At 67.1% G+C, this 21708-nt stretch carries 16 protein-coding genes; 15 read left to right on the top strand and 1 reads right to left on the bottom strand.

From position 1 onward, the window contains the following. Positions 1-72 precede the first annotated feature (72 nt). From O3305_RS10055 to O3305_RS10015, 9 genes are all read left to right on the top strand, one after another. Positions 73-783 (top strand): response regulator transcription factor, encoded by a 711-nt coding sequence (locus O3305_RS10055; protein WP_184168763.1) that lies wholly within the window; start codon positions 73-75, stop codon positions 781-783. Between the two features lie 158 nt (positions 784-941). Beyond that, positions 942-2096, top strand: a complete 1155-nt coding sequence (locus O3305_RS10050; RefSeq protein WP_446745946.1) for an ATP-binding protein — start codon at positions 942-944, stop codon at positions 2094-2096. 83 nt (positions 2097-2179) lie between these two features. Next, a complete protein-coding gene (locus tag O3305_RS10045) occupies positions 2180-2875 on the top strand; it encodes a carbonic anhydrase (RefSeq protein WP_269576266.1) in 696 nt (231 codons plus the stop codon). Beyond that, entirely contained in the window at positions 2872-4380 is a 1509-nt protein-coding gene (locus tag O3305_RS10040; protein WP_269576265.1) for a SulP family inorganic anion transporter, read from the top strand. The genes O3305_RS10045 and O3305_RS10040 overlap by 4 nt, the downstream gene beginning before the upstream one ends. Positions 4381-4652: 272 nt before the next feature. Beyond that, positions 4653-5468, top strand: a complete 816-nt coding sequence (locus O3305_RS10035; protein WP_269576264.1) for a TorF family putative porin — start codon at positions 4653-4655, stop codon at positions 5466-5468. A gap of 103 nt (positions 5469-5571) precedes the next feature. Further along, a complete protein-coding gene (locus tag O3305_RS10030) occupies positions 5572-6132 on the top strand; it encodes a helix-turn-helix domain-containing protein (protein WP_269576263.1) in 561 nt (186 codons plus the stop codon). Positions 6133-6203: 71 nt separating this feature from the next. Then, entirely contained in the window at positions 6204-7400 is a 1197-nt protein-coding gene (locus O3305_RS10025; protein ID WP_269576262.1) for a glycine C-acetyltransferase, read from the top strand. Continuing rightward, entirely contained in the window at positions 7400-8473 is a 1074-nt protein-coding gene (tdh, locus tag O3305_RS10020) for an L-threonine 3-dehydrogenase (RefSeq protein ID WP_269576261.1), read from the top strand. The genes O3305_RS10025 and tdh overlap by 1 nt, the downstream gene beginning before the upstream one ends. A gap of 143 nt (positions 8474-8616) precedes the next feature. Beyond that, positions 8617-8940, top strand: coding sequence for a hypothetical protein (locus O3305_RS10015; RefSeq protein ID WP_269576260.1), 324 nt, complete (start codon positions 8617-8619; stop codon positions 8938-8940). A gap of 71 nt (positions 8941-9011) precedes the next feature. Here O3305_RS10015 and O3305_RS10010 read toward each other — a convergent pair whose 3' ends face one another. Continuing rightward, positions 9012-10034 (bottom strand): LacI family DNA-binding transcriptional regulator, encoded by a 1023-nt coding sequence (locus O3305_RS10010; RefSeq protein ID WP_269576259.1) that lies wholly within the window; start codon positions 10032-10034, stop codon positions 9012-9014. A gap of 189 nt (positions 10035-10223) precedes the next feature. Here O3305_RS10010 and O3305_RS10005 point away from each other — a divergent pair, with 189 nt between their 5' ends. The 6 genes from O3305_RS10005 to O3305_RS09980 all read left to right on the top strand — a co-directional run bounded on the left by O3305_RS10005 (position 10224) and on the right by O3305_RS09980 (position 21679). After that, positions 10224-13055 carry a TonB-dependent receptor gene (locus O3305_RS10005; protein WP_269576258.1) on the top strand — a complete coding sequence of 944 codons (2832 nt, stop codon included), beginning with the start codon at positions 10224-10226 and terminating at the stop codon, positions 13053-13055. A 117-nt stretch (positions 13056-13172) separates the two neighbouring features. Then, positions 13173-14621: a tryptophan halogenase family protein gene (locus O3305_RS10000; protein WP_269576496.1), complete on the top strand. Its 1449-nt coding sequence runs from the start codon at positions 13173-13175 to the stop codon at positions 14619-14621. Between the two features lie 107 nt (positions 14622-14728). Next, complete coding sequence (locus tag O3305_RS09995) at positions 14729-16504, top strand: alpha-amylase family glycosyl hydrolase (protein ID WP_269576257.1); 1776 nt, start codon at positions 14729-14731, stop codon at positions 16502-16504. Further along, positions 16501-18120, top strand: a complete 1620-nt coding sequence (locus O3305_RS09990) for an alpha-amylase family glycosyl hydrolase (protein ID WP_269576256.1) — start codon at positions 16501-16503, stop codon at positions 18118-18120. Before O3305_RS09995 ends, O3305_RS09990 begins: the two co-directional genes overlap by 4 nt. 11 nt (positions 18121-18131) lie before the next feature. Further along, positions 18132-20216: a glycoside hydrolase family 97 protein gene (locus tag O3305_RS09985; protein WP_269576255.1), complete on the top strand. Its 2085-nt coding sequence runs from the start codon at positions 18132-18134 to the stop codon at positions 20214-20216. After that, a complete protein-coding gene (locus O3305_RS09980; protein WP_269576254.1) occupies positions 20213-21679 on the top strand; it encodes an MFS transporter in 1467 nt (488 codons plus the stop codon). Before O3305_RS09985 ends, O3305_RS09980 begins: the two co-directional genes overlap by 4 nt. The last annotated feature ends 29 nt before the right edge of the window (positions 21680-21708 follow it).

Genomic DNA, 21708 nt, shown 5'->3' with positions numbered 1-21708 from the left:
GTAAAGCCCCCATCTTGAGGAGAAGGGGCATCAGGCCTAGATCGCGTCCATGAATTTTCTCGAGACCATGGCATGAGCGCGCCCGTCATCGTTCTGGTTGAAGACGATCCCGCGCTGCGAACCCTCACCGCACGGGCGCTCCAGGAAAACGGCTATTCGGTGCGCCAGGCGGCGACCGCGCCGGAGATGTGGCTGGCGTTCGACAACGGTCCCGTCGACCTGGTCCTGCTCGACATCATGCTGCCGGGCACCAGCGGCATCGACCTGTGCCGCGAAGTGCGGCGCAAGAGCGACGTGCCGATCATCTTCATCAGCGCCAAGGGCAATGAGCATGATCGCGTGCTCGGGCTCGAGCTGGGCGCCGACGACTATCTCGCCAAGCCGTTCAGCACCCGCGAGCTGATCGCCCGCATCCGCGCGGTGCTTCGCCGCGGCGGGCTGGAGCGCATGGCGGGCGGCGACCGCGAGACCCAGGCGCATTTCGACGGCTGGACGGTCAATTTCCCGCGCCGCGAAGTGAAGTCGCCGAGCGGCGCCGTGGTCGAGCTGACCGGTGCCGAGTTCGACCTGCTCGCCGCGTTCCTCAGCCAGCCCCAGCGCGTGATCGCGCGCGAGCGGCTGGTGGAGCTTTCGCGCGTCCGGCTGGGCGACAGCTCGGATCGCAGCGTCGACGTGCTGGTCAGCCGGCTGCGCCGCAAGATCTCGGCCGCCGGCCATGAGCCGCCGATCGGCACGGTGCGCGGCATCGGCTATATCTTCCGCGCAGAGGTCACCCGGTCCTGAGCCTGCTCCCGCGCCACCCGCTGGGGCTGCTCGGCAGGATCCTGCTGATCCTGCTGCTCACCGTCGCGGTCGAGTTCGGGGCGAGCACCTTCCTTTATGAGCGGTCGTCGCGCTACTCGATCGAGGAAAGCGACGCGCACCGGCTCGCCGAGCATCTGGTGATCGCCGAGAAGCTGCTGTCCGAACGGCCGGTGGCCGAGCGGCCGACGGCCGCCCAGGAGCTTACCACCGATCGCTATATCGTCCGCTGGTCGCCGACGATCCCGCAGCGCCCCGCCTTCCCGCCGCGCCAGAAGCGGATGGAAGCGCAGGTGACCAATTGGGAAAAGGGCCTGGCGGAATCGCATCTCCAGCTCCGCCTGGCGCCGAGTTCGCATGGCCAGGTCGTAGCCGGCGAGATGCGCATGCCCGACGGCAGCTGGATCGTGTTCAAGACGCGCGAGGCGGTGCAGGTCTGGCAGTTCGCGATCGAGCGGACCCTGGTAGCGCTGGTGCCGGCACTGCTGCTGCTGACGCTGGGCGCGCTGCTGATCCGCGGCACGCTGCGACCGCTGCGCAAGCTGATCCACGCGATCGGCCATGTCGGATCGGGCAAGCGGGTGACGGTGGAAGAGGAGGGCACCGCCGAGATCCGCGGGCTGATCCACGCCTTCAACGGCATGCAGCGCCGCATCCATGAGCTGATCGAGAATCGCACCCAGGCGCTGGCCGCGGTGGGGCATGACCTGCGCACGCCGCTCGCCCGGCTCCAGCTGCGGCTGGAAGGGGTGGGTGACGAGGATAGCCGCCGCGCGATGCAGGACGATATCGGCGAGATGGACGACATGATCGCCTCGCTGCTCACCTTCCTCAAGGGCGAGGACGATCCCGAGCCGGCGGTGGCGGTGGACATCGCGGTGATGGCGGCGACCTTGGTGGAGGACGCCACCGATCGCGGGCGCGACGCGACCTATGCCGGGCCGCAGCATCTCGACTGGATGGTGCGCCCCTCGATGCTGCGCCGGGCGCTGAGCAACCTGATCGAAAACGCGCTGCACTACGGCAAATCGGTGCAGGTCTCGGTGCGCGAGGAAGAAGGCGAGCTGGTGCTGTGCGTGGCCGATGACGGGCCCGGTATCCCGCCGGACAAGATCGAGGAAGCGCTGCAGCCCTTCGTCCGCCTCGATGTCGAACGGGGCCGCAATACCAAGGGCATGGGGCTTGGCCTTGCCATCGTCCAGCAGGCGGTGGCGCTGGAGAAGGGGCGGCTGATGCTCAGCAATGCAAGCCCCCCGAAGACGGGACTCATCGCCGAAATCCGTCTTCCCGGCTGACGGCAACACTTCTTCACAGTCCCGCTGCGCCGCGGCAATTTTGACTGCTTAGGTTGCACTCCGAGTTAATAGGAGTGTTCAACGTGAACGAGTTGATTGGCCGGGTCTTCAGCTTCGAGAAGACCGTCTTCCCGAACCAGAGCGACCTCTACGGCAAGCTCGCTACCCAGGGCCAGAGCCCCAAGGCGCTGATGATCTCCTGCGCCGATTCGCGCGTGGTGCCCGAGCACATCATGCAGGCGCAGCCCGGTGACCTGTTCGTCTGCCGCAACGCCGGCAACATCGTGCCGCCGTTCGCCCAGAAGATCGGCGGGGTTTCCGCCACCGTCGAATATGCCGTGATGGCGCTCGGCGTGCGCGACATCATCGTCTGCGGCCATTCGGACTGCGGCGCGATGAAGGCGGTCGCCCATCCGGAGATGGTTGCGGCGATGCCGAACGTCGCGGTGTGGCTGAACCATTCGGACGCCGCGCAGAAGGTGGTCGCCGATGCCTATCCGGGCCTCGACGACGCTGCCCGCGTCCGCGCCATCAGCCTGGAGAATGTCGTGGCGCAGATCGCGCATCTCCGCACCCACCCCTCGGTCGCATCGGGGATCGCGCGCGGCGAGATCGCGCTGCACGGCTGGTTCGTCGACATCCATGCCGGCCAGATCCTGGCGCTGGACGGCGAGACCGACCGCTTCATCGTCGTGCGTGACGACACGCCGCTGCCCGTCGCCGTGAAGCCGGGCCGCCGCCGCGCCGCCGACTTCGACCTGGTGGAAGCCGCCGAATGACCTCCGCACTTCCCAAGGGCTGGGTCGTCCGTGATTTCACGGCTTCGATCGTGGTCTTCCTCGTCGCGATGCCCCTCTGCATGGGCATCGCGGTCGCATCGGGCATGCCGCCCGAAAAGGGCCTGCTGACCGGCATCATCGGCGGTCTCGTCGTCGGCCTGATCGCCGGTTCGCCGCTCCAGGTGAGCGGCCCGGCGGCCGGCCTCGCGGTCATCGTGTTCGAGCTGCTGCGCGAGCATGGCCTGGCCGCGCTCGGCGCGATCCTCGTGCTGGCGGGTGTCCTCCAGGTGCTGGCCGGCGTCGCCAAGGTCGGCGGCTGGTTCCGCGCGATCTCGCCCGCGGTGGTGCACGGCATGCTCGCCGGCATCGGTGCGCTGATCGTGGTCGGCCAGTTCCACACGTTGTTCGACGCCAAGCCGCTGTCGAGCGGCGTCGAGAACCTCGCGGCGCTCCCCGGGCGGCTGCTCGGCATCGATCCCACCAACGTCACCGGCACCGAACTGGCGCTGGCGCTCGGCGTGCTGACGATCGTGCTGATGCTCGGCTGGGACAAGCTCAAGCCCAAGGCGCTGCGCCTGATCCCGGGCGCGCTGGTCGGCGTGGTCGGCGCGACCCTGGTCGCTTTCGGCTTCGGTCTCGAGGTGGTTCGCGTCGCGGTGCCGGATTCGCTGGTCTCGGCGGTGACGCTGCCGGGCGAGGGCTTCCTGAACTCGTTCCTCAGCCCGACGATCATCATCGCCGCGATTGCGGTCGCGTTCATCGCCAGTGCCGAGACGCTGCTTTCGGCCGCCGCGGTCGACCGCATGCATGACGGCGTGCGCACCGACTACAACAAGGAACTGCGCGCGCAGGGCGTGGGCAACCTGCTCTGCGGTCTCGCGGGCGCGCTGCCGATGACCGGCGTAATCGTCCGCAGCTCGGCCAACGTCCAGGCGGGTGCGATCACCCGCATGTCGGCGGTGCTGCACGGCGCCTGGCTGCTCGGCTTCGCCGCGCTGCTGCCCTGGCTGCTGCGCGAGATCCCGATGGCGGCGCTGGGCGGCGTCCTCGTCGTCACCGGCTGGAAGCTGGTGAGCGTCAGCCATGTCCGTCACCTGTTCCAGCATTACGGCCTGCTCCCGGCCGCGATCTGGGCAGTCACCTTCGTGCTGGTCGTTGCAACCGACCTGCTGACCGGCGTGCTGATCGGTCTGGGACTGTCGGTGCTGGAGCTGCTGCCGCACTTCCGGCGCCTGCGCCTGAAGGTGGACGCGGAACATGGCGAGGATGCGCATCGCATCAACCTGGACGGCGCCGCGACCTTCGTGATGCTGCCCAAGCTGAACAATGCGCTCGACGCGGTGCCGGCCGACCAGCCGGTGCACCTCGACTTCGGCAAGGTGCCGGCGATCGACCACACCAGCGCGGAGACGCTGCGCGACTGGGTGCAGCGCCGCCGGGCGCGGGGCCTGCGGGTGGACCTGAGCGGTCACCCGGACCAGCTCCGCAAGGTGCAGCCGGCCTGAGGCCGTAGCGACCTCGACACGCCACGGGAGGGGCAGGGGAGCGGACCGAGAGGGTCGCTTGCCTGCCCTTTCGGCGTTCCGGCGCAGTGTGTGCGAATGGCCACACCCGGCGAGAGCAACAGTTTATTACAATCAGGAAACCCGCGGACATGATTTCCCCGGCATTTTGAAGATCGGATAGCAGCGGCCCCCGTCCCACACCCTTCCGGGATGAGAGGGCCGCGCTTTTCGGCGCAGGCGGGAACATTCTCAGGCTATTGGGGAATGCCCGCATGAAGAAGTATCTGATCGCGGCCGTGCTGAGCTGCACGGCCTTTCCGGCTTACGCGCAGGAAGAAGCGCCGCCCAAGCCGATCACCGTTTCCGGCAATGTCGCGCTCGTCTCCGACTATCGCTTCCGCGGCGTCTCGCAGAGCGACAAGGGCGCGGCGATCCAGGGCGGCATCACCGTTTCCCACGAAAGCGGCCTCTATGTCGGCACCTGGGGCTCGAACCTGGCCGGCTGGGGCACCTTCGGCGGCTCGAACATGGAGCTCGACCTGATCGCGGGCTACAAGAAGGACCTGGGCGACGGCCTGGCGCTCGACGTCGGCGTGACCTGGTACATGTACCCCTCGGGCGCCGACAAGACCGACTTCGCCGAGCCCTATGTCAAGCTCAGCAGCTCGCTCGGCCCGGTGTCGGTGCTCGCCGGCGTCGCTTATGCCCCGGCGCAGGAAGCGCTCGGCAACTGGAGCAACACGCCCGAGAGCGCGGCTGGCGACAAGGAGGACAATCTGTATCTCTGGGCCGATGTCAGCGGCGGCATCCCGAACACCCCGATCACGCTCAAGGCGCATCTCGGCGGCTCGAAGGGCAATCCCGGCCTGGGCCCGAACGGCACCAGCGTGACCCCGACCGGCTCCTATCTCGACTGGATGCTCGGCGCCGATGCGGCGGTCGGACCGCTGGTGTTCGGCGTCGCCTATGTCGACACCAACATCAAGAAGTCGGAGACGAACTACATCCAGCCGAACTTCTCGCGAGTGAAGGACGGCTCGTCCATCGCCGACGGGCGGGTGGTGTTCTCGGTCAGCGCGGCTTTCTGAGTTCAGGGGGCGGGGAGCCGGCGGGGGCGCCGGTTCCCCATGCCCTTTGCTAAACCGCGGTCAGTGTTGATATGCCGGGCCATCTATTGATGGAAGGAACCCCGTGTCCGAAGCCGGCGCGCCGCAGATCGGCCCCTATATCCAGACCTATCGCAAGGCGCGTTCGCTCACGCTCGATGACCTCGCCCGGCTCTCCGGCGTGTCGCGATCGATGCTGTCGCAGATCGAGCGGGGCCAGGCCAACCCGTCGCTCGCCACCGTCTGGTCGCTCGCCAACGCGCTCGGCGTCGATATATCGGAATTGATCGCCGGCAAGGTGACCGAGCATGAGGTCCGGATCGAGATCTCCTCGGCCTCGTTCACGCCCGAGATCAAGACCGAGGACGGATCCTGCACGCTCCGGATCCTCAGCCCACCCGACCATGCCGAGCAATATGAATGGTATGAACTGCTGTTCCAGCGGGGCGGGGCGCTGGTCTCCGATCCCCATCCCAAGGGCACGCGCGAACATCTGACCGTGCTCGAGGGCGCGGTGGAAGTCGTTGCCGGCGACGACCGGGTGATGGTCCCCGCAGGCGCCACCGCACGCTATCCCGCCGACGTGCCGCACAGCCTGCGCGCACGCGACGGCGCGGCGCGGGCACTGCTCGTCATGACCAGCTGATTTTCTTGTTTCCGGGATACTGGACGAGAATTCCACTATGATGTAGCCCATCGGCCTCACGAGGAGGACCGATGGACTCGCAATTCTATTCCCGCGTCGCCGAGACGCTTACCGGGCTCGAGCGCGACGGCCTGATGAAGCCCGAGCGCGTGCTGGGCTCGGCCCAGGGCGGCGAAGTGACGATCGGCGGCAAGCCGGTCATCAACCTGTGCGCCAACAACTATCTCGGCCTCGCCAGCGATCCGCGCGTCGTCGAGGGTGCGATCGAAGCCACGCGCCGCTGGGGCGCCGGCCTTGCGTCGGTGCGGTTCATCTGCGGCACCCAGGAGATCCACAAGGAACTCGAACGCTCGATCGCCGACTATCTCGGCTTCGAGGATTCGATCCTTTTCGCTGCTGCCTTCGACGCCAATGGCGGCGTGTTCGAGCCGCTGCTCGGCGAGGAGGACGCGATCGTCTCCGACACGCTCAACCACGCCTCGATCATCGACGGCGTCCGCCTCTCCAAGGCCAAGCGCTACCGCTATGCCACCAACGACATGGACGATCTGGAGCGGGTGCTGCAGCAGGCCCGCGCCGACGGCGCGCGCACGATCCTGGTCGTCACCGACGGCGTCTTCTCGATGGATGGCACGATCGCCCAGCTCGACGTGATCGCGCAGCTGGCCGAGAAGTACGAAGCGCTGACCATGGTCGATGACTGCCATGCGACCGGCTTCATTGGCGAGCAGGGCCGTGGCACCCCGGCGCTGCGTGGCGTCGAGGGCAAGATCGACATCGTCACCGGCACGTTCGGCAAGGCACTGGGCGGCGCGATGGGCGGGTTCATCGCCGCGCGCCAGGCCGTGGTCGACCTGCTGCGCCAGCGCGCGCGGCCCTATCTGTTCTCCAATGCCCTCACCCCGGCGGTGTGCGGCGCCAGCCTGGCGGCTATCGAGATCGCCCGCTCGGCCGACGGCGATGCCCGCCGCGCGCAGATCCAGGCCAATGCCGGCGTGTTCCGCACCCGGATGGCCGCCGCAGGCTTCGACCTGGTCCCTGGCGAGCACGCGATCATCCCGGTGATGCTCTACGAGGCGGCGCTCGCCCAGCGCTTCTCGGCGCGGCTGCTCGAGGCGGGCGTGCTCGCCACCGGCTTCTCCTTCCCCGTCGTGCCGCAGGGCAAGGCGCGCATCCGCACCCAGATGTCGGCTGCGCTCAGCACCGCCCAGGTCGAGCGGGTTGCCGACATCTTCGCCGAAATCGGCCGTGAACTGAGGATTATCTGATGCTGGACGTGAAGATCGAGACCCGCGCCGAGGCCGCCACCGGCACGATGCAGGCACTCGCCAAGCTCGAGCCGCGCGAAGGCATCTGGAGCACCACCGCGCCGATCCCGGAGATCGGCCCGGACGAGGTGCTGATCCGCGTGTGCAAGACCGCGATCTGCGGCACCGACATCCATATCTACAACTGGGACGAATGGGCCGCGAAGACGATTCCGGTGCCGATGATCGTCGGCCATGAATTCGCTGGCGAGATCGTCGAGATCGGCAAGGCCGTGACGCGCGACCTGCATATCGGCCAGCGCGTGTCGGGCGAGGGCCATGTCATCGACTTCAACAGCGATGCCGCGCGCGCCGGGCGCTTCCACCTCGATCCCAATACGGTGGGCGTCGGCGTCAACCGCCAGGGCGCCTTCGCCGAGTACCTCGCGATCCCGGCGTTCAACGTGGTGCCGCTGCCCGAGGATGTCAGCGACGAAGTCGGCTCGCTGCTCGATCCGTTCGGCAACGCGGTGCACACCGCCCAGCAGTTCGACCTGATGGGCGAGGACGTGCTGGTCACTGGTGCCGGCCCGATCGGTATCATGGCCGCCGCCGTCGCGCGCCGTGCCGGTGCCCGCTCGGTCGTAATCACCGACGTCAACCGCTACCGGCTCGATCTCGCCGCGCGCATCGCCGATGTTCGCCCGGTGGACGTCAGCCGCGAGGACTTGCGCGACGTGATGGCGCAGGAAGGCATCACCAGCGGCTTCGCCACCGCGCTGGAAGTGTCGGGCGCGATCCCGGCGATTCGCCAGGCGATGGACGTGCTGATGATGGGTGGCAACCTGGCGATGCTCGGCATCCCGGGCCAGTCGATGGACGTCGCCTGGGGTGACATCATCCTCAAGGCGCTCAACATTCGCGGCGTCTATGGCCGCGAGATGTTCGGCACCTGGCGCAAGATGTTCGGCCTGATCCGCAACGGTCTGGACCTTGAGCCGTTGATCACCCACCGCTTCGCCGCCGAGGAGTTCCAGCAGGGCTTCGACGCGATGCGATCGGGCCAGTCCGGCAAGGTCGTGCTGAGCTGGTAAAACCGGGGGGAGGGGCCATCTGGCCCCTCGAACCGTTGCAGATATGCGACGGAACGGCGCGGCCGTGCGACTGTTGCTTTCGCGAAACCTTCGCAATTGCTCAACGTTACCTAGAATAACCTGCAGAGGCGGGATCTGGGTCGATGAACAAGCAGCACGACTATTATCAGGCCCGCGCAGCGGGCCAGCGCGAGATTGCGGAGCAGCTGAACGGCGCTGCGCGCCAGCAGCATCTGACCCTGGCCGCCATGTATGAAGCGCTGGCGACGGAGGCGAAGCCCAAGGGCGTCGCGCCTTCGAGCAGGGCCCGCCATCTGCCGGACGAACCGGAGACCGAGCGCGCCTATCTCGAGCGCCGCGCCCGCGAGGAGCGCGCCCGCGCCGCCGACAGCGACGATCCCACCGTCCGCCGCATCCGCTTCGCGATGGCGGACGAGTATCTGCGCCGGGCCGACGAGCAGGACTAGGGCGGGGAAGGTGCCAAGGCTCATCGGTTCCCCGGCGTTCGCCGGGGAACCGGGAAGTGATCGCCGAACCGTCAGCTCGTCTTGCGGATGATCAGCCGGGGCGGGAGCAGGCGGATCTCGGCGCTGTGGTTGCCGATCTCGCCGATCAGCGTGTCGACCAGCGCCTCGCCGGCGGCGTTATAGTCCTGGGCGATAGTGGTGAGCGGCGGGTGGGTCAGGCTGGCGGCCGGGATGTCGTCGAAGCCGACCACCGAGACGTCGCCGGGCACCGACTTGCCGGCTTCCTGCAGCGCCCGCAGCGCGCCGATCGCGATCAGGTCCGACGCGGCGAAGATCGCGTCGAACGGTACCTTGTTGGCGAGCAGCTGGCGTGCCGCCTCGAACCCTGATTCCTCGATCGACAGCGCGCCGATCTGCAGGCGCGGATCGGGCTCGATCCCGGCTTCGAGCTGGGTGTCGCAAAAGCCGTGATAGCGATCGCGGAATTCGGGATAATGGCTGCTCGCCTCGCCGATGAACGCCAGGCGCCGCCGGCCCCGGGACAGCAAATGCTCGGCGGCGAGTCGGCCGCCCAGCATGTTGTCGCAGCCGATCGTGGTGCCAAGCCCGTCGAGCTCGACCGATCCCCAGCGGACGAAATGGGTGCGCTGGCGCACCAGGTCCTGCAGGCGGGCGCGGTAGAGCTCGTAATCGCCATAGCCGAGCAGGATCAGCCCGTCGGCCTTGCGCGTGTCCTCGAAATCCTTGTGCCAGTCGGAGGAGAGCTGCTGGAACGAGGTCAGCAGGTCATAGCCGCGCTTGGCGCAGGTGCGCAGGATCGAACCGAGCATCGCCAGGAAGAAGGGGTTGATCGCGGTGCCGTCCGGCAGCGGATCCTCGAAGAAGAGCAGGGCGAGCGTGCTGCTCTGGCCGCGACGGAGCGACGAGGCGTTCTTGTCGACCTTGTAGCCGATCTGGGTGGCGATCGCCTCGATCCGCTTGCGCGTGCCTTCATTGACGGTGGGATCGCCGCGCAGGGCACGGCTCACCGTCGGCTGCGAGACACCCGCCAGCGCCGCGATGTCGAATGATGTCGGCTTGTCCGGCGAGGCCATGCCGTTTCCTGCTCCCGAAGCGCGAAGTTGTCGCGCGCCCTATCCAAGTAGCGCGCCCGGGCCGGAATCGGAAGCAGCGCTGAATACGTATGCGTTTGCCTTCACTTGGCGGCCCGCTCGGACGATTGGGGAAGACGTTAGAAAAACCGTCGCCAGTGAAGGCGGCGATGATCTTGGGGAGGAATGAAGATGGCTTTGTCCAATCACGCCGCGATTCTGCGCACGCTTTCGCTGAGCGCCAGCACCCGCACGCTCGGTGCTGCCCTGTTGCTGCTGGGCGCGACCCCGGCCTTTGCGCAGGACACCAATCCCGCACCGGCACCCGCCGACCAGTCGACCGGCGACGAAGCCGCGCTGGTCGTTACCGGCATCCGCGCCTCGCTGACCTCGTCGGCGAACATCAAGCGCAACAACGTCACGATCGTCGACTCAGTCTCCTCGGAAGACATCGGCAAGCTGCCGGACGTCTCGATCGCCGACTCGCTGGCCCGCATCCCGGGCGTCACCGCGCAGCGCCTCGAGGGCCGCGACCAGCGCCTGTCGATCCGCGGCCTCGGCCCCGACTTCTCGACCACGCTGCTCAACGGCCGCGAGCAGGTCACCGTCGGCGACAATCGCGGCGTCGAATATGACCAGTATCCCTCGGAATTCTTCAAGAACGTCAACGTCTACAAGTCGGCCGATGCCTCGCTGATCGCGGCTGGCATCGCCGGCACCGTCGACCTGCGCATGCTGCGCCCGCTCGACCAGAAGAAGGACACGTTCGTCGTCTCGGCCCGCGGCCAGATGAACGAGAAGGACAAGCTCAATCCGGACGGCACCCGCTACGGCTACAAGGCGTCGGCCACCTATGTCGGCAAGTTCGCCAACGACACGCTGGGCATCGCGCTGGGCGTCTCGGCGCAGAGCACGCCGACCCAGATCGAGCGCTACGCCGCCTGGGGCTTCCCGAGCGAGCCGGCCGCCGGCGGCAACCTGTTCCTCGGCGGCGCCAAGCCGTACGTCCAGTCGAACCTGCTGAAGCGCTATGGCGGCGTCGCCACGGTGGAATGGGCGCCCAGCGACAATTTCCACTCGACCCTCGACGTGCTCTATTCGAACTTCAAGGAAACCCAGCACCTGCGCGGCATCGAGTTCGGCACCGCGCCGACCTGGGGCTCGAACGGCGTGATCGCGCCGGGCTACAAGGTCGAGAACGGCCTGGTCACCGATGCGACCATCAGCAACCTGGTCAATGTCCAGCGCAACGACCTGAACGAGCGCAAGGCCGAGAACATCTCGATCGGCTGGAACAACGACTTCAAGCTGAGCGACACGATCCACTTCAACGTCGACGCCAGCTGGAGCCGCGCGACCCGCACCGACTTCCTGCTCGAGACCTATTCGGGCACCGGCTACAATTCGACGGGCGCGAAGGACACGGTCCACATCACCCAGAACAGCGACGGCACCTATGACATCGTGCCGACGCTCGACTATTCGAACACCAGCGTGATCCGCCTGACCGATCCGCGCGGCTGGGGCTATAACGGCACCACCGCCGTGGTGCAGGCCGGCTTCCTCAATCGCCCGGACTTCACCGACGACCTCAAGTCGCTGCGCGCCAGCTTCAAGGGCGAGATCGCCGGCAGCGTGCTGAGCGGCTGGGAAGTGGGCGGCAACTACAGCCGCCGCGAGAAGCAGAGCAAGTACACCAGCTACTTCCTCTGCCCCAAGGGCGGCGGCACCAACTGCACCGTCGCCAGCGGCACGCCGACCAGCGTCGCGGTGCCGGCCGATGCCGTGCTCAGCGAGAGCGTGAGCCTCGACTATCTGGGCGTGCCCAAGATGCTGACCGTCGATCCGATGAAGATCTACGGGCTGCTCAACTCGGTGTTCGACAACCGCCCGGACTCGCTGGTGCGCGACAACACCGTGACCGAGGACGTGATCACCGGCTATGCCAAGCTGACCGTCGACGGCGAAGTGGGCGGCAAGGCGCTCAAGGGCTCGCTCGGCCTGCAGGTGGTGCACACCAAGCAGGGCGGTGACGGCCAGATCGCCAGCCTGCTGAACGGCGTGGTGACGATCTCGCCGGTGAGCGCGTCGACCAGCTACACCAACTTCCTGCCCTCGGCCTCGTTCAGCCTCGAGCTCGAGCCGAACTTCTACATCAAGCTGGGCGCGGCCCAGACCATGGTGCGCCCGCGCCTCGACCAGGAGCGCGTGACCCAGGCGGTGTCGATCGACATCTCGAAGATCGGCATGGGCAGCCTGCCGCAGAACAGCCCGTTCAGCTCGAACGGCGGCAATGCGAACCTGCGTCCGTACCAGTCGACCAACATCGACATCTCGTTCGAGAAGTATCTCGGCAACAGCGGCGGCTATCTGGCGCTGACCGGCTTCTTCAAGCACCTGACCGACTTCGTCGACCCGAACAATTCGGTGCTGTACGACTTCACCCCGCTGCTCGCGGCGCTGACCCCGGCGCAGCAGGCGATCGTCCGCGGCCAGAACGCGCAGTTCGGCCTGGTCAGCTCGCCCGCCAACACCGGCAATGGCGACATCCTGGGCCTGGAAGCGACCGCATCGCTGCCATTCACCGTGTTCAGCTCGGCGCTCGACGGCTTCGGCGTCTTCGCCAGCGGTACCTATGTCGACAGCAAGATCCGCTATGGCAACAGCGCGACGCCGATCACGCTGCCCGGCCAGTCCAAGTGGGTCGCCACCGCCACCGCCTATTACGAGAAGGGCGGCTTCCAGGCCCGTGCCACCTATCGCTGGCGCGACAGTTTCCTGGCCGAACTGGCCGGCCTCTCGGCGAACCCGGAATATCGCCTGGGCCGTGCGGAAGGCGTGCTCGATGCGCAGATCGGCTATGAGTTCAAGAGCGGACCGCTCGCGGGCCTCTCGATCCTCGCCCAGGCGAAGAACATCACCGACCAGCCCTTCGTCACCACCGAGGCGACCGACAAGCGCCTGGTCCGCGAGTATCAGCGCTATGGCCGCGACTATTATCTCGGCCTGACCTACAAGTTCTGATCCCCCCGAGCTGTGGCCCGGCTTCCCCGCCGGGCCACCTGTTTTTGTCGAGGCGCTGACGTGCAGACTGAGCAGCCGATCCGCATCGTGATCGCCGGTGGCGGCACCGCGGGCTGGATGGCCGCGGCGGCCTTCGCCCGGTTCCTCGACAAGCGTTTCCGCGTCATCCTGGTCGAGTCCGAGGCGATCGGCACGATCGGCGTGGGCGAAGCGACGATCCCGCAGATCCGGCTGTTCAACGCCAGCCTCGGGATTGACGAGAACCAGTTCATTGCCGCCACCCAGGCCAGCTTCAAGCTCGCGATCGAGTTCGTCGGCTGGACGAAGGGCGGTCGATACATGCACGCATTCGGCGATGTCGGCCGCGAGAATGGCCTGCTCGCCTTCCAGCACAGCTGGCTGCGCGGGCTGGCCGAGGGCGTCGCCAAGCCGCTGGCGCCTTATGCCCTCAACAACGCCGCGGCACTCGCCAACAAGTTCCAGCGCGGACCCGCGCGGACAGCGAAGCTGCTGCCCGAAATGCCCTATGCCTTCCATTTCGACGCCGGCCTGTACGCGCGCTTCCTGCGCGGCCTCGCCGAGAGCGGAGGCGTCGAGCGCGTCGAAGGCAGGATCGTCTCGGTCGAGCGCGACGCCGAGAGCGGTGACGTCACAGCTTTGAAGCTCGACGGCGAGCGCGAGATCCCTGGCGACCTGTTCCTCGACTGCACCGGGTTCCGCGCGCTGCTGCTCGGCGAGACGCTGGGCGCGGGATTCGAGGCGTGGAGCGAACTGCTGCCCTGCGATCGCGCCATGGCGGTCCCGTCCGAGCGCGCCCGCGACTTCACCCCCTATACCCGTGCCACCGCGCACGGCGCCGGCTGGCAGTGGCGCATCCCGCTCCAGCACCGCACCGGCAACGGCATCGTCTATTCGAGCGCGCATCTCTCCGACGACGAGGCGGCGGCGCGGCTGCTCGCCGGGCTGGATGAGAAGCCGCTCGATGATCCCCGGCCGCTGCGCTTCACCGCCGGCAAGCGGACCAGCTTCTGGAAGCACAATGTCATCGCGCTCGGCCTCGCCAGCGGCTTCCTCGAGCCGCTGGAATCGACCAGCATCCACATGATCCAGTCGGCGATCGAGCGGGTGCTCAAGCTGCTGCCTGGCCGCCATGTCAGCCAGGTTCAGCGCGACGAATATGATCGCCAGACGCATGTCGAGTATGACCGCATCCGCGACTTCCTGGTGCTGCACTATTGGGCGAACGACCGTGACGAGCCCTTCTGGGCCGAACGCCGCGCCGCCGCCTTGCCCGACAGCCTGCAGCACAAGATCGAACTGTGGCGTGCCTCGGGCCAGATCGTGCGCGGAGAGGCGGACCTGTTCAGCGAAGTCGCCTGGCTGCAGGTGCTGGCGGGGCAGGGGATCGCGGCGACCGGATATCACCCGCTCGCCGATGCGCCCTCGCGCGAGGAGATCGCGGAGTATCTCGAGCTGATCGAGCTGCTCAATGCGCGCGAGGTGGGGCAGATGCAGGATCACGCCGCATTCGTGGCGCAGCATTGCGCGGGGAAGACTGCCGCATGAAAGCCCGTTGGTTCACCCTATCCCGTTCCCCGGCGAAAGCCGAAGCCCGGGGCGGCAAGCAAATCGGCAGAGAAACCCTGGGCCCCGGCTTTCGCCGGGGAGCCGCGTTGGCTTTGGCGTTCCTCGCCGCCACTCCCGCCGCCGCGCAGGATTACCGCGCCCGCCTGCCGCAGGACGAAGTGATCTACTTCGTTCTCCCCGATCGCTTCGCCAATGGCGATCCGGCGAACGATCGCGGAGGGCTGAAGGGCGACCGCGGCACCACCGGCTTCGATCCCGCCGACGCGCGCTATTATCATGGCGGCGACCTCAAGGGGCTCGCGAGCAAGCTTCAATATCTTCAGAAGCTGGGCATCACCGCGATCTGGGTCGCGCCGATCTTCGTCAACAAGCCCGTCCAGGGTGGTCCGGGCCAGCAAAGCGCGGGCTATCACGGCTATTGGATCACCGACTTCACCCATGTCGATCCGCATTTCGGCACCGATGCCGAGTTCAAGGCACTGATCGACGCTGCTCATGCGCGCGGCATGAAAGTCTATATGGACATCGTCGCCAACCATACGGCTGACGTGATCCAGTATCGCGAGTGCGTCGGCGCCAGTGCCTGCCCCTATCGCGGCAAGGCCGACTATCCCTATCAGCGCCGCGGCGGCGTTAACGGCGCGCCGATCAACCCGGGCTTCGTCGGCGATGCCGTCCAGACGGCGGAGAATTTCGCGAAGCTGACCGACCCCGGCTACGCCTATACGCCCTTCGTCCCCGAGGCGGAGAAGAACGCCAAGTTCCCCGCGTGGCTCAACGACCCGATCTACTATCACAATCGCGGTGACTCGACCTTCGCCGGCGAGAGCTCGACCATGGGCGATTTCGTCGGCCTCGACGACCTGATGACCGAGAACCCGCGGGTCGTCACGGGGATGATCGACATCTATGGCAGCTGGATCGACCGGTTCGGCGTCGACGGCTTCCGCATCGATACCGCCCGCCATGTGAACCCGGAATTCTGGCAGGCCTTCGTCCCTGCCATGCTCGACCGCGCGCATGCGAAGGGCATCCCCAATTTCCACATCTTCGGCGAGGTCGCCGATCCCGCCGCCCAGGCCGCGCACACGATCACCGCGAAATTCCCCTCGGTGCTCGATTTCGCTTTCCGTCAGGCGCTGCTCGACAGCGTCGCCGGGACCAAGGGCACCGATGTGTTCGAGAAGCTGTTCGACGGCGATGTGCTCTACGCCCAAGGCTTCGACACCGCGATCACGCTGCCGACCTTCAGCGGCAATCACGACAATGGCCGCTTCGCCTGGTTCGTCCGCAAGGCTTTCCTCGAGGCGAGCGAGGCCGAGGTGCTACAGCGTGTCCTGCTTTCCAACGCCCTGCTGCTTACCCTGCGCGGCGTGCCGACCATCTATGCCGGTGACGAGCAGGGCTTTGCCGGCGGTTCGAACGATGTCGATGCCCGCGAGGACCAGTTCGGCAGCAAGGTGGCGCAGTATAACGCCCGCAAGCTGGTCGGCAGCGATGCCAGCACGGCCACGCCGCGCTTCGACGAGGCCAATCCGATCTTCCGCGAGATCGCCAGCCTTGCCCGGCTGCGCATCGCCCATCCGGCGCTCACTCGCGGCCGCCAGCTATTGCGCGCCCGCGAGGACAAGCCCGGCCTGCTCGCCTTCTCGCGCTTCGATCCCGTAACCGGCGCCGAGCTGGTGCTTGCCTTCAACACATCGACTGCCGCGATCACGCGCCAGGTTGAGGTCGAGACCCGTTCCGCGCGCTTCCACCCGCTCGCGGGCACTTGTGCCACTACGGCCAGTGCGCCCGGCTCCCTTTCCATTACCCTGCCGCCGCTTGGATATGCGGTGTGCGCGGCGGAGACCCAGAAGTGACCCAGCTTGCCGCGAAAGCGGAACTTCAACACGCCCAACCCTGGTGGAAGGGCGCCGTAATCTACCAGATCTATCCGCGCAGCTTCTTCGATTCGAACGGCGACGGCATCGGCGACCTGCCCGGCATCACCGCGCGGCTGGAGCATATCGCCAGCCTCGGCGTCGACGCGATCTGGCTGTCGCCCTTCTTCAAGTCGCCCATGGCCGATTTCGGCTATGACGTGGCGGACTATCGCGACGTCGATCCGATCTTCGGCACGCTTGCCGATTTCGACGCCCTGATCGCCCGCGCCCATGCGCTTGGCCTGCGCGTGCTGATCGATCAGGTCTGGGCGCACACCTCGGACGAGCATGCCTGGTTCGTCGAGAGCCGGGCCAGCCGCGACAATCCCAAGGCCAATTGGTACGTCTGGCACGACGCCAGGCCGGACGGCTCGCCGCCCACCAACTGGCAGTCCGTATTCGGCGGCCCGGCCTGGACCTGGGACGCGCGCCGCGGCCAATATTACATGCACAATTTCCTGAAGGAGCAGCCGCAGCTCAACTGCCACCTGCCGGAGGTGCAGGACGAACTGCTCGCGATCACCCGCTTCTGGCTGGATCGCGGCGTGGACGGTTTCCGCATCGATGCGATCAACTTCTCGATGCACGACCCGGAATTCCGCGACAATCCGCCGGCCCCCGATTCGAACACGCCACGCACCCGCCCGTTCGACTTCCAGCTCCACATCTACAACCAGAGCCATGCCGACATCCCGCCGTTCCTGGAGCGGCTGCGCGGGGTGTTCGACGAATATCCCGAGCGCTTCACCGTCGCCGAGGTGGGCGGGGCGGATGCCGACCGCGAGATGAAGCTGTTCACCGCGGGCAACAACCGGCTCAACACCGCCTATGGCTTCGACTTTCTCTACGCGTCGCAGCTGACCGCATCGGCGGTACGCGAAGCGCTGGAGAACTGGTCGGCGGATAGCAGCTGGCCGAGCTGGGCGTTCGAAAACCACGACGCACCCCGCGCCGTCTCGCGCTGGGCCGCGCCCGAGCACGCCGATGCGTTCGCCCGGATGAAGATGCTGCTGCTCGCCGCGCTGCGCGGCAACATCTTCCTTTATTATGGCGAGGAGCTGGGGCTCGACCAGGTCGAGATCGCGTTCGAGGATCTCCAGGATCCGGAGGCGATCGCCAACTGGCCGCGCACGCTCTCGCGCGACGGCGCACGTACCCCGATGCCGTGGGAGGGAGAAGCGCCGCAGCTCGGCTTCACCAGCGGCAAGCCCTGGCTGCCGGTCGGCCCCAACCATGCCAGGCTGGCGATCGACGTGCAGAACGCCGATGCCGGCTCGCTGCTTGCCTGGACCCGCAAGGTGCTCGCGCTCCGCAACGGCTCGCCCGCGCTCCGGACCGGCGGGATCGCTTTCCTCGATGCGCCGGGCGAACTGCTCGCCTTCGAACGCGAGGCGGAGGGCGAGCGCTTGCTCTGCATCTTCAACCTGGGCGATGCTGCGCAGCAATTCGTGCCCGGCGATGCGGCGCGCTGGCGCCCGCTGCTTTCGACCGGCAGCATCGCCGACTGGACCTTTGCCCCCTATTCCGGGTTGATCGCCCGCACCGAAGCTTGAGGAGTTCCCCCATGAAGTTCGCCCCCCTCGCGCTGGCGCTCGCCGCCTTCAGCTTCGCGCCGCCGGCCCTCGCCCAGGACGACCTGTCGCAGAAGACCGACGGCAATGTCGTCGCCCGCGCGGCCTCGCCGGACGGCAAGCTCACCGTGACGATCAGCCTCGATAACGAGGGCCGGGCGAGCTACGCGGTGCAGCGTGCCGGCAAGCCTTTGCTCACCGACAGCCGGCTCGGCTTCCTGTTCACCGACGCGCCCAAGCTCGATCGGGGCATGAGCGTGGTCGAGGTGAAGCGCGACAAGTCCGACACGAGCTGGAACCAGCCCTTCGGCGAATGGTCGACGATCCGCGACAACCACACCGAGATGACGGTGCGCCTGCGCGAGAAGGCCGATCTCAAGCGCGAGATGGACGTCACGTTCCGGCTCTTCGACGACGGTATCGGCTTCCGCTACACGCTGCCCACGCAGGCCAACCTCAAGCACGCCAATATCGCCGACGAGTTGACCGAGTTCGCCTTTGCCGGGCCGGGTACCGCCTGGTGGAAGCCGGCCTATCTGTGGAACCGCGAGGAATATCTCTACAACAAGACGCCGCTCGACGCGGTCGGCACCGCGCAGACGGTGATGACGGTCAAGCTCGCCGACGGCACCCATGTCGCGCTGCACGAGGCGGCGCTGGTCGACTATGCCGCGATGAACCTGCAGCGGGCCGAGGGGAACACCTTCAAGGCCTCGCTCACCCCCGGTGCCGGCGCGCCCAAGGTGTCGCGCGACGCCGGCTTCTCGACGCCGTGGCGCACGATCGCGATCGCCGATGACGCGGCCGGCCTCTATGCCGCCAGCCGGATGACGCTCAACCTCAACGAGCCGAACAAGCTTGGCGACGTTTCCTGGATCAAGCCGGGCAAGTTCGTCGGCGTGTGGTGGAACATGATCAAGGGCGAATGGACCTGGTCGCGCGGGCCGAAGCACGGCGCCACCACCGCGCATGTGAAGCAGTATATCGATTTCGCTGCCGCGAACGGCATCCCCGGCGTGCTCGTCGAGGGCTGGAATGTCGGCTGGGACGGCAACTGGTTCGGCAATGGCAAGGACATGAACTTCGACCAGCCGACCGAGGATTTCGATGCCGCCGAGCTGGCGCGCTATGCCAAGGCGAAGGGCGTATACCTGATCGGCCATAACGAGACCGGCGGTTCGGCCAGCCATTATGACAGCCAGCTCGATCGCGCGTTCAAATATGCGCAGGACCACGGCATCCCGGTGGTCAAGACCGGCTATGTCACCGATGCCGGCCAGATCGAGCGCGTCGATCCGGACGGCTCGCAGCACCGTGAATGGCATGAGAGCCAGTGGATGGTGAACCACCATCTCCGCGTCGTGGAGACTGCCGCGAAGTACCACGTCTCGATCGACAGCCACGAGCCGGTCAAGGACACGGGCCTTCGCCGCACCTACCCGAACTGGGTGGCGCGCGAGGGCGGCCGCGGCATGGAATACAACGCCTGGGAAGGCGGCAAGAACCCGCCCGAGCATGAGGCCAACATGGTCTTCACCCAGCTGCTCGGCGGCCCGATGGACTTCACTCCGGGCGTGCTCAGCCTGAGCGGTTCGAACGGTTCGGCGATCAAGTCGACCATCGCCAAGCAGCTGGCCCTGTATGTCGTGCTCTACTCGCCGGTGGTGATGGCGGCGGACACGCCGGAGAACTATGCCAAGTACCCGCGCGAGATGAAGTTCATCCGCGACGTGCCGACCGACTGGAGCGACACCCGCGTGCTGAACGGCGAAGTCGGCGACTATGCCACGATCGTCCGCAAGGCCAGGGGCAGCGACGACTGGTATCTCGGCGCCGTGGGCGACGAGGAAGCGCGCAGCTCGACCGTGACGCTCGACTTCCTCGACGCGGGCAAGAGCTACACCGCCGAGATCTATCGCGACGGCCCCGGCGCGGATTACCGCACCGATGCCCGCCATTCGATCACGATCGAGACCAAGGTAGTGAAGAAGGGCGACACGCTGACCATCGCGCTGGCGCCGGGCGGCGGCGAGGCGATCCGCTTCGTCGCACCGGCCAAGAAGGCCCGCCGCCGGTGAGTTCGGCAGGGGGGCGGCCGCGCCAGGGATTTGCCGGGCTGTGGAACATCAGCTTCGGCTTCCTGGGCATCCAGATCGGCTTCGCGCTGCAGAACGCGAACATGAGCCGCGTTTTCCAGTCGCTGGGCGAGAGCATCGACAATCTCCCGCTGCTGTGGATCGCCGCCCCCCTGACCGGCCTGCTCGTCCAGCCGGTCATCGGCCATTATTCGGACCGGACCTGGGGTAGGTTCGGCCGCCGTCGTCCTTATTTCCTCGCCGGCGCGGTGCTGGCGACGCTGGCGCTGTTCGGCATGCCCAATGCGCCGGTGCTGCTCGTCGCGGCGCTGCTGCTCTGGGTGCTCGATGCTTCGCTCAACGTGTCGATGGAGCCGTTCCGCGCGTTCGTCGGCGACATGCTCGACAAGGAGCAGCACACCGCCGGCTATGCGATCCAGACCGCGTTCATCGGCGCGGGCGCGGTGATCGGATCGGCGACGCCGTTCCTGCTCGATCATTTCGGCGTGTCGAACGTCGCACCGGGCGGGGGCCTGCCTGATACCGTGCGCTGGAGCTTCTACCTTGGCGGCGCGGCGCTGCTGCTCGCGGTGCTATGGACGGTGTTCACCACCCGCGAATATTCGCCGCAGGAGATCGCGGCGTTCGATGGCCCGGTGCCGGAGCCGCAGGCGCCTCCGCCCGCCTCGGCCGGCGCGGGCGTGCCCTGGCTGGCCGCCGGTGCGGCGCTGGGTGTCGCGGTGTTCGCGCTCGGGCTGGAGAAGGAGCTGTACCTGCTCGCCGGTCTGCTCGCCGCCTATGGGGCGGCGCGGATCGTCACGGCGGTGATGCGGGGCGGGGGACTGCTCGGCGACCTGATGGCCGATTTCTCCGGGATGCCGCCGGTGATGAAACGCCTTGCGGTCGTCCAGTTCTTCAGCTGGTCGGCGCTGTTCATCATGTGGATCTACACCACGCCGGTGGTGGCGCAGTATGTCTTCCACGCACCGAACCCCACCAGCGAAGGTTATAACGATGCGGGCAACTGGGTCGGCATCCTGTTCGCTGCCTATAACGCCGTCGCCACGCTCGCCGCGCTGTTCCTGCTGCGCCCGCTCGCCCGCCGCTTCGGCAAGGCGCGCACCCATGCGATTGCGCTCGGCCTCGGCGCGCTCGGCTATGCGAGTTTCCTGGTGATCCGGGATGCGAACACGCTGCTGCTCGCCGAGATCGGCATCGGCATCGCCTGGGCCTCGATCCTGGCGATGCCCTATGCGATCCTCGCTTCGTCGCTGCCCCAGGCCAAGCTCGGCGTGTACATGGGCCTGTTCAACGTCTTCATCGTCATCCCGCAGCTGCTGGTGGCGACGGTGATCGGCACGGTGATGCGGCACCTGTTCCCGGGTCAGCCGATCTGGACGATGGCGATCGCGGCGGTGGTGATGGGGCTGGCGGCGCTCGCTACGCTGCGGGTGCGCGAAGCCTGACGCGGCCTCTTTTCCCATCGTCACCCTGA

It is taken from the genome of Sphingomonas sp. NIBR02145 (assembly GCF_027359115.1).
GTDB classification, from domain to species: domain Bacteria; phylum Pseudomonadota; class Alphaproteobacteria; order Sphingomonadales; family Sphingomonadaceae; genus Sphingomonas; species Sphingomonas kyeonggiensis_A.
The sequence above is the reverse complement of the archived record's forward strand: the minus strand, read 5'-3'. Positions and strand labels throughout refer to the sequence as shown.

Coding starts and splice junctions, on each gene's coding strand:
- O3305_RS10055 (WP_184168763.1), top strand. CDS start 73: ATGAGCGCGCCCGTCATCGTTCTGGTTGAAGACGATCCCGCGCTGCGA.
- O3305_RS10040 (WP_269576265.1), top strand. CDS start 2,872: ATGACCTCCGCACTTCCCAAGGGCTGGGTCGTCCGTGATTTCACGGCT.
- O3305_RS10035 (WP_269576264.1), top strand. CDS start 4,653: ATGAAGAAGTATCTGATCGCGGCCGTGCTGAGCTGCACGGCCTTTCCG.
- O3305_RS10025 (WP_269576262.1), top strand. CDS start 6,204: ATGGACTCGCAATTCTATTCCCGCGTCGCCGAGACGCTTACCGGGCTC.
- tdh (WP_269576261.1), top strand. CDS start 7,400: ATGCTGGACGTGAAGATCGAGACCCGCGCCGAGGCCGCCACCGGCACG.
- O3305_RS10015 (WP_269576260.1), top strand. CDS start 8,617: ATGAACAAGCAGCACGACTATTATCAGGCCCGCGCAGCGGGCCAGCGC.
- O3305_RS10010 (WP_269576259.1), bottom strand. CDS start 10,034: ATGGCCTCGCCGGACAAGCCGACATCATTCGACATCGCGGCGCTGGCG.
- O3305_RS10005 (WP_269576258.1), top strand. CDS start 10,224: ATGGCTTTGTCCAATCACGCCGCGATTCTGCGCACGCTTTCGCTGAGC.
- O3305_RS10000 (WP_269576496.1), top strand. CDS start 13,173: ATGGCCGCGGCGGCCTTCGCCCGGTTCCTCGACAAGCGTTTCCGCGTC.
- O3305_RS09985 (WP_269576255.1), top strand. CDS start 18,132: ATGAAGTTCGCCCCCCTCGCGCTGGCGCTCGCCGCCTTCAGCTTCGCG.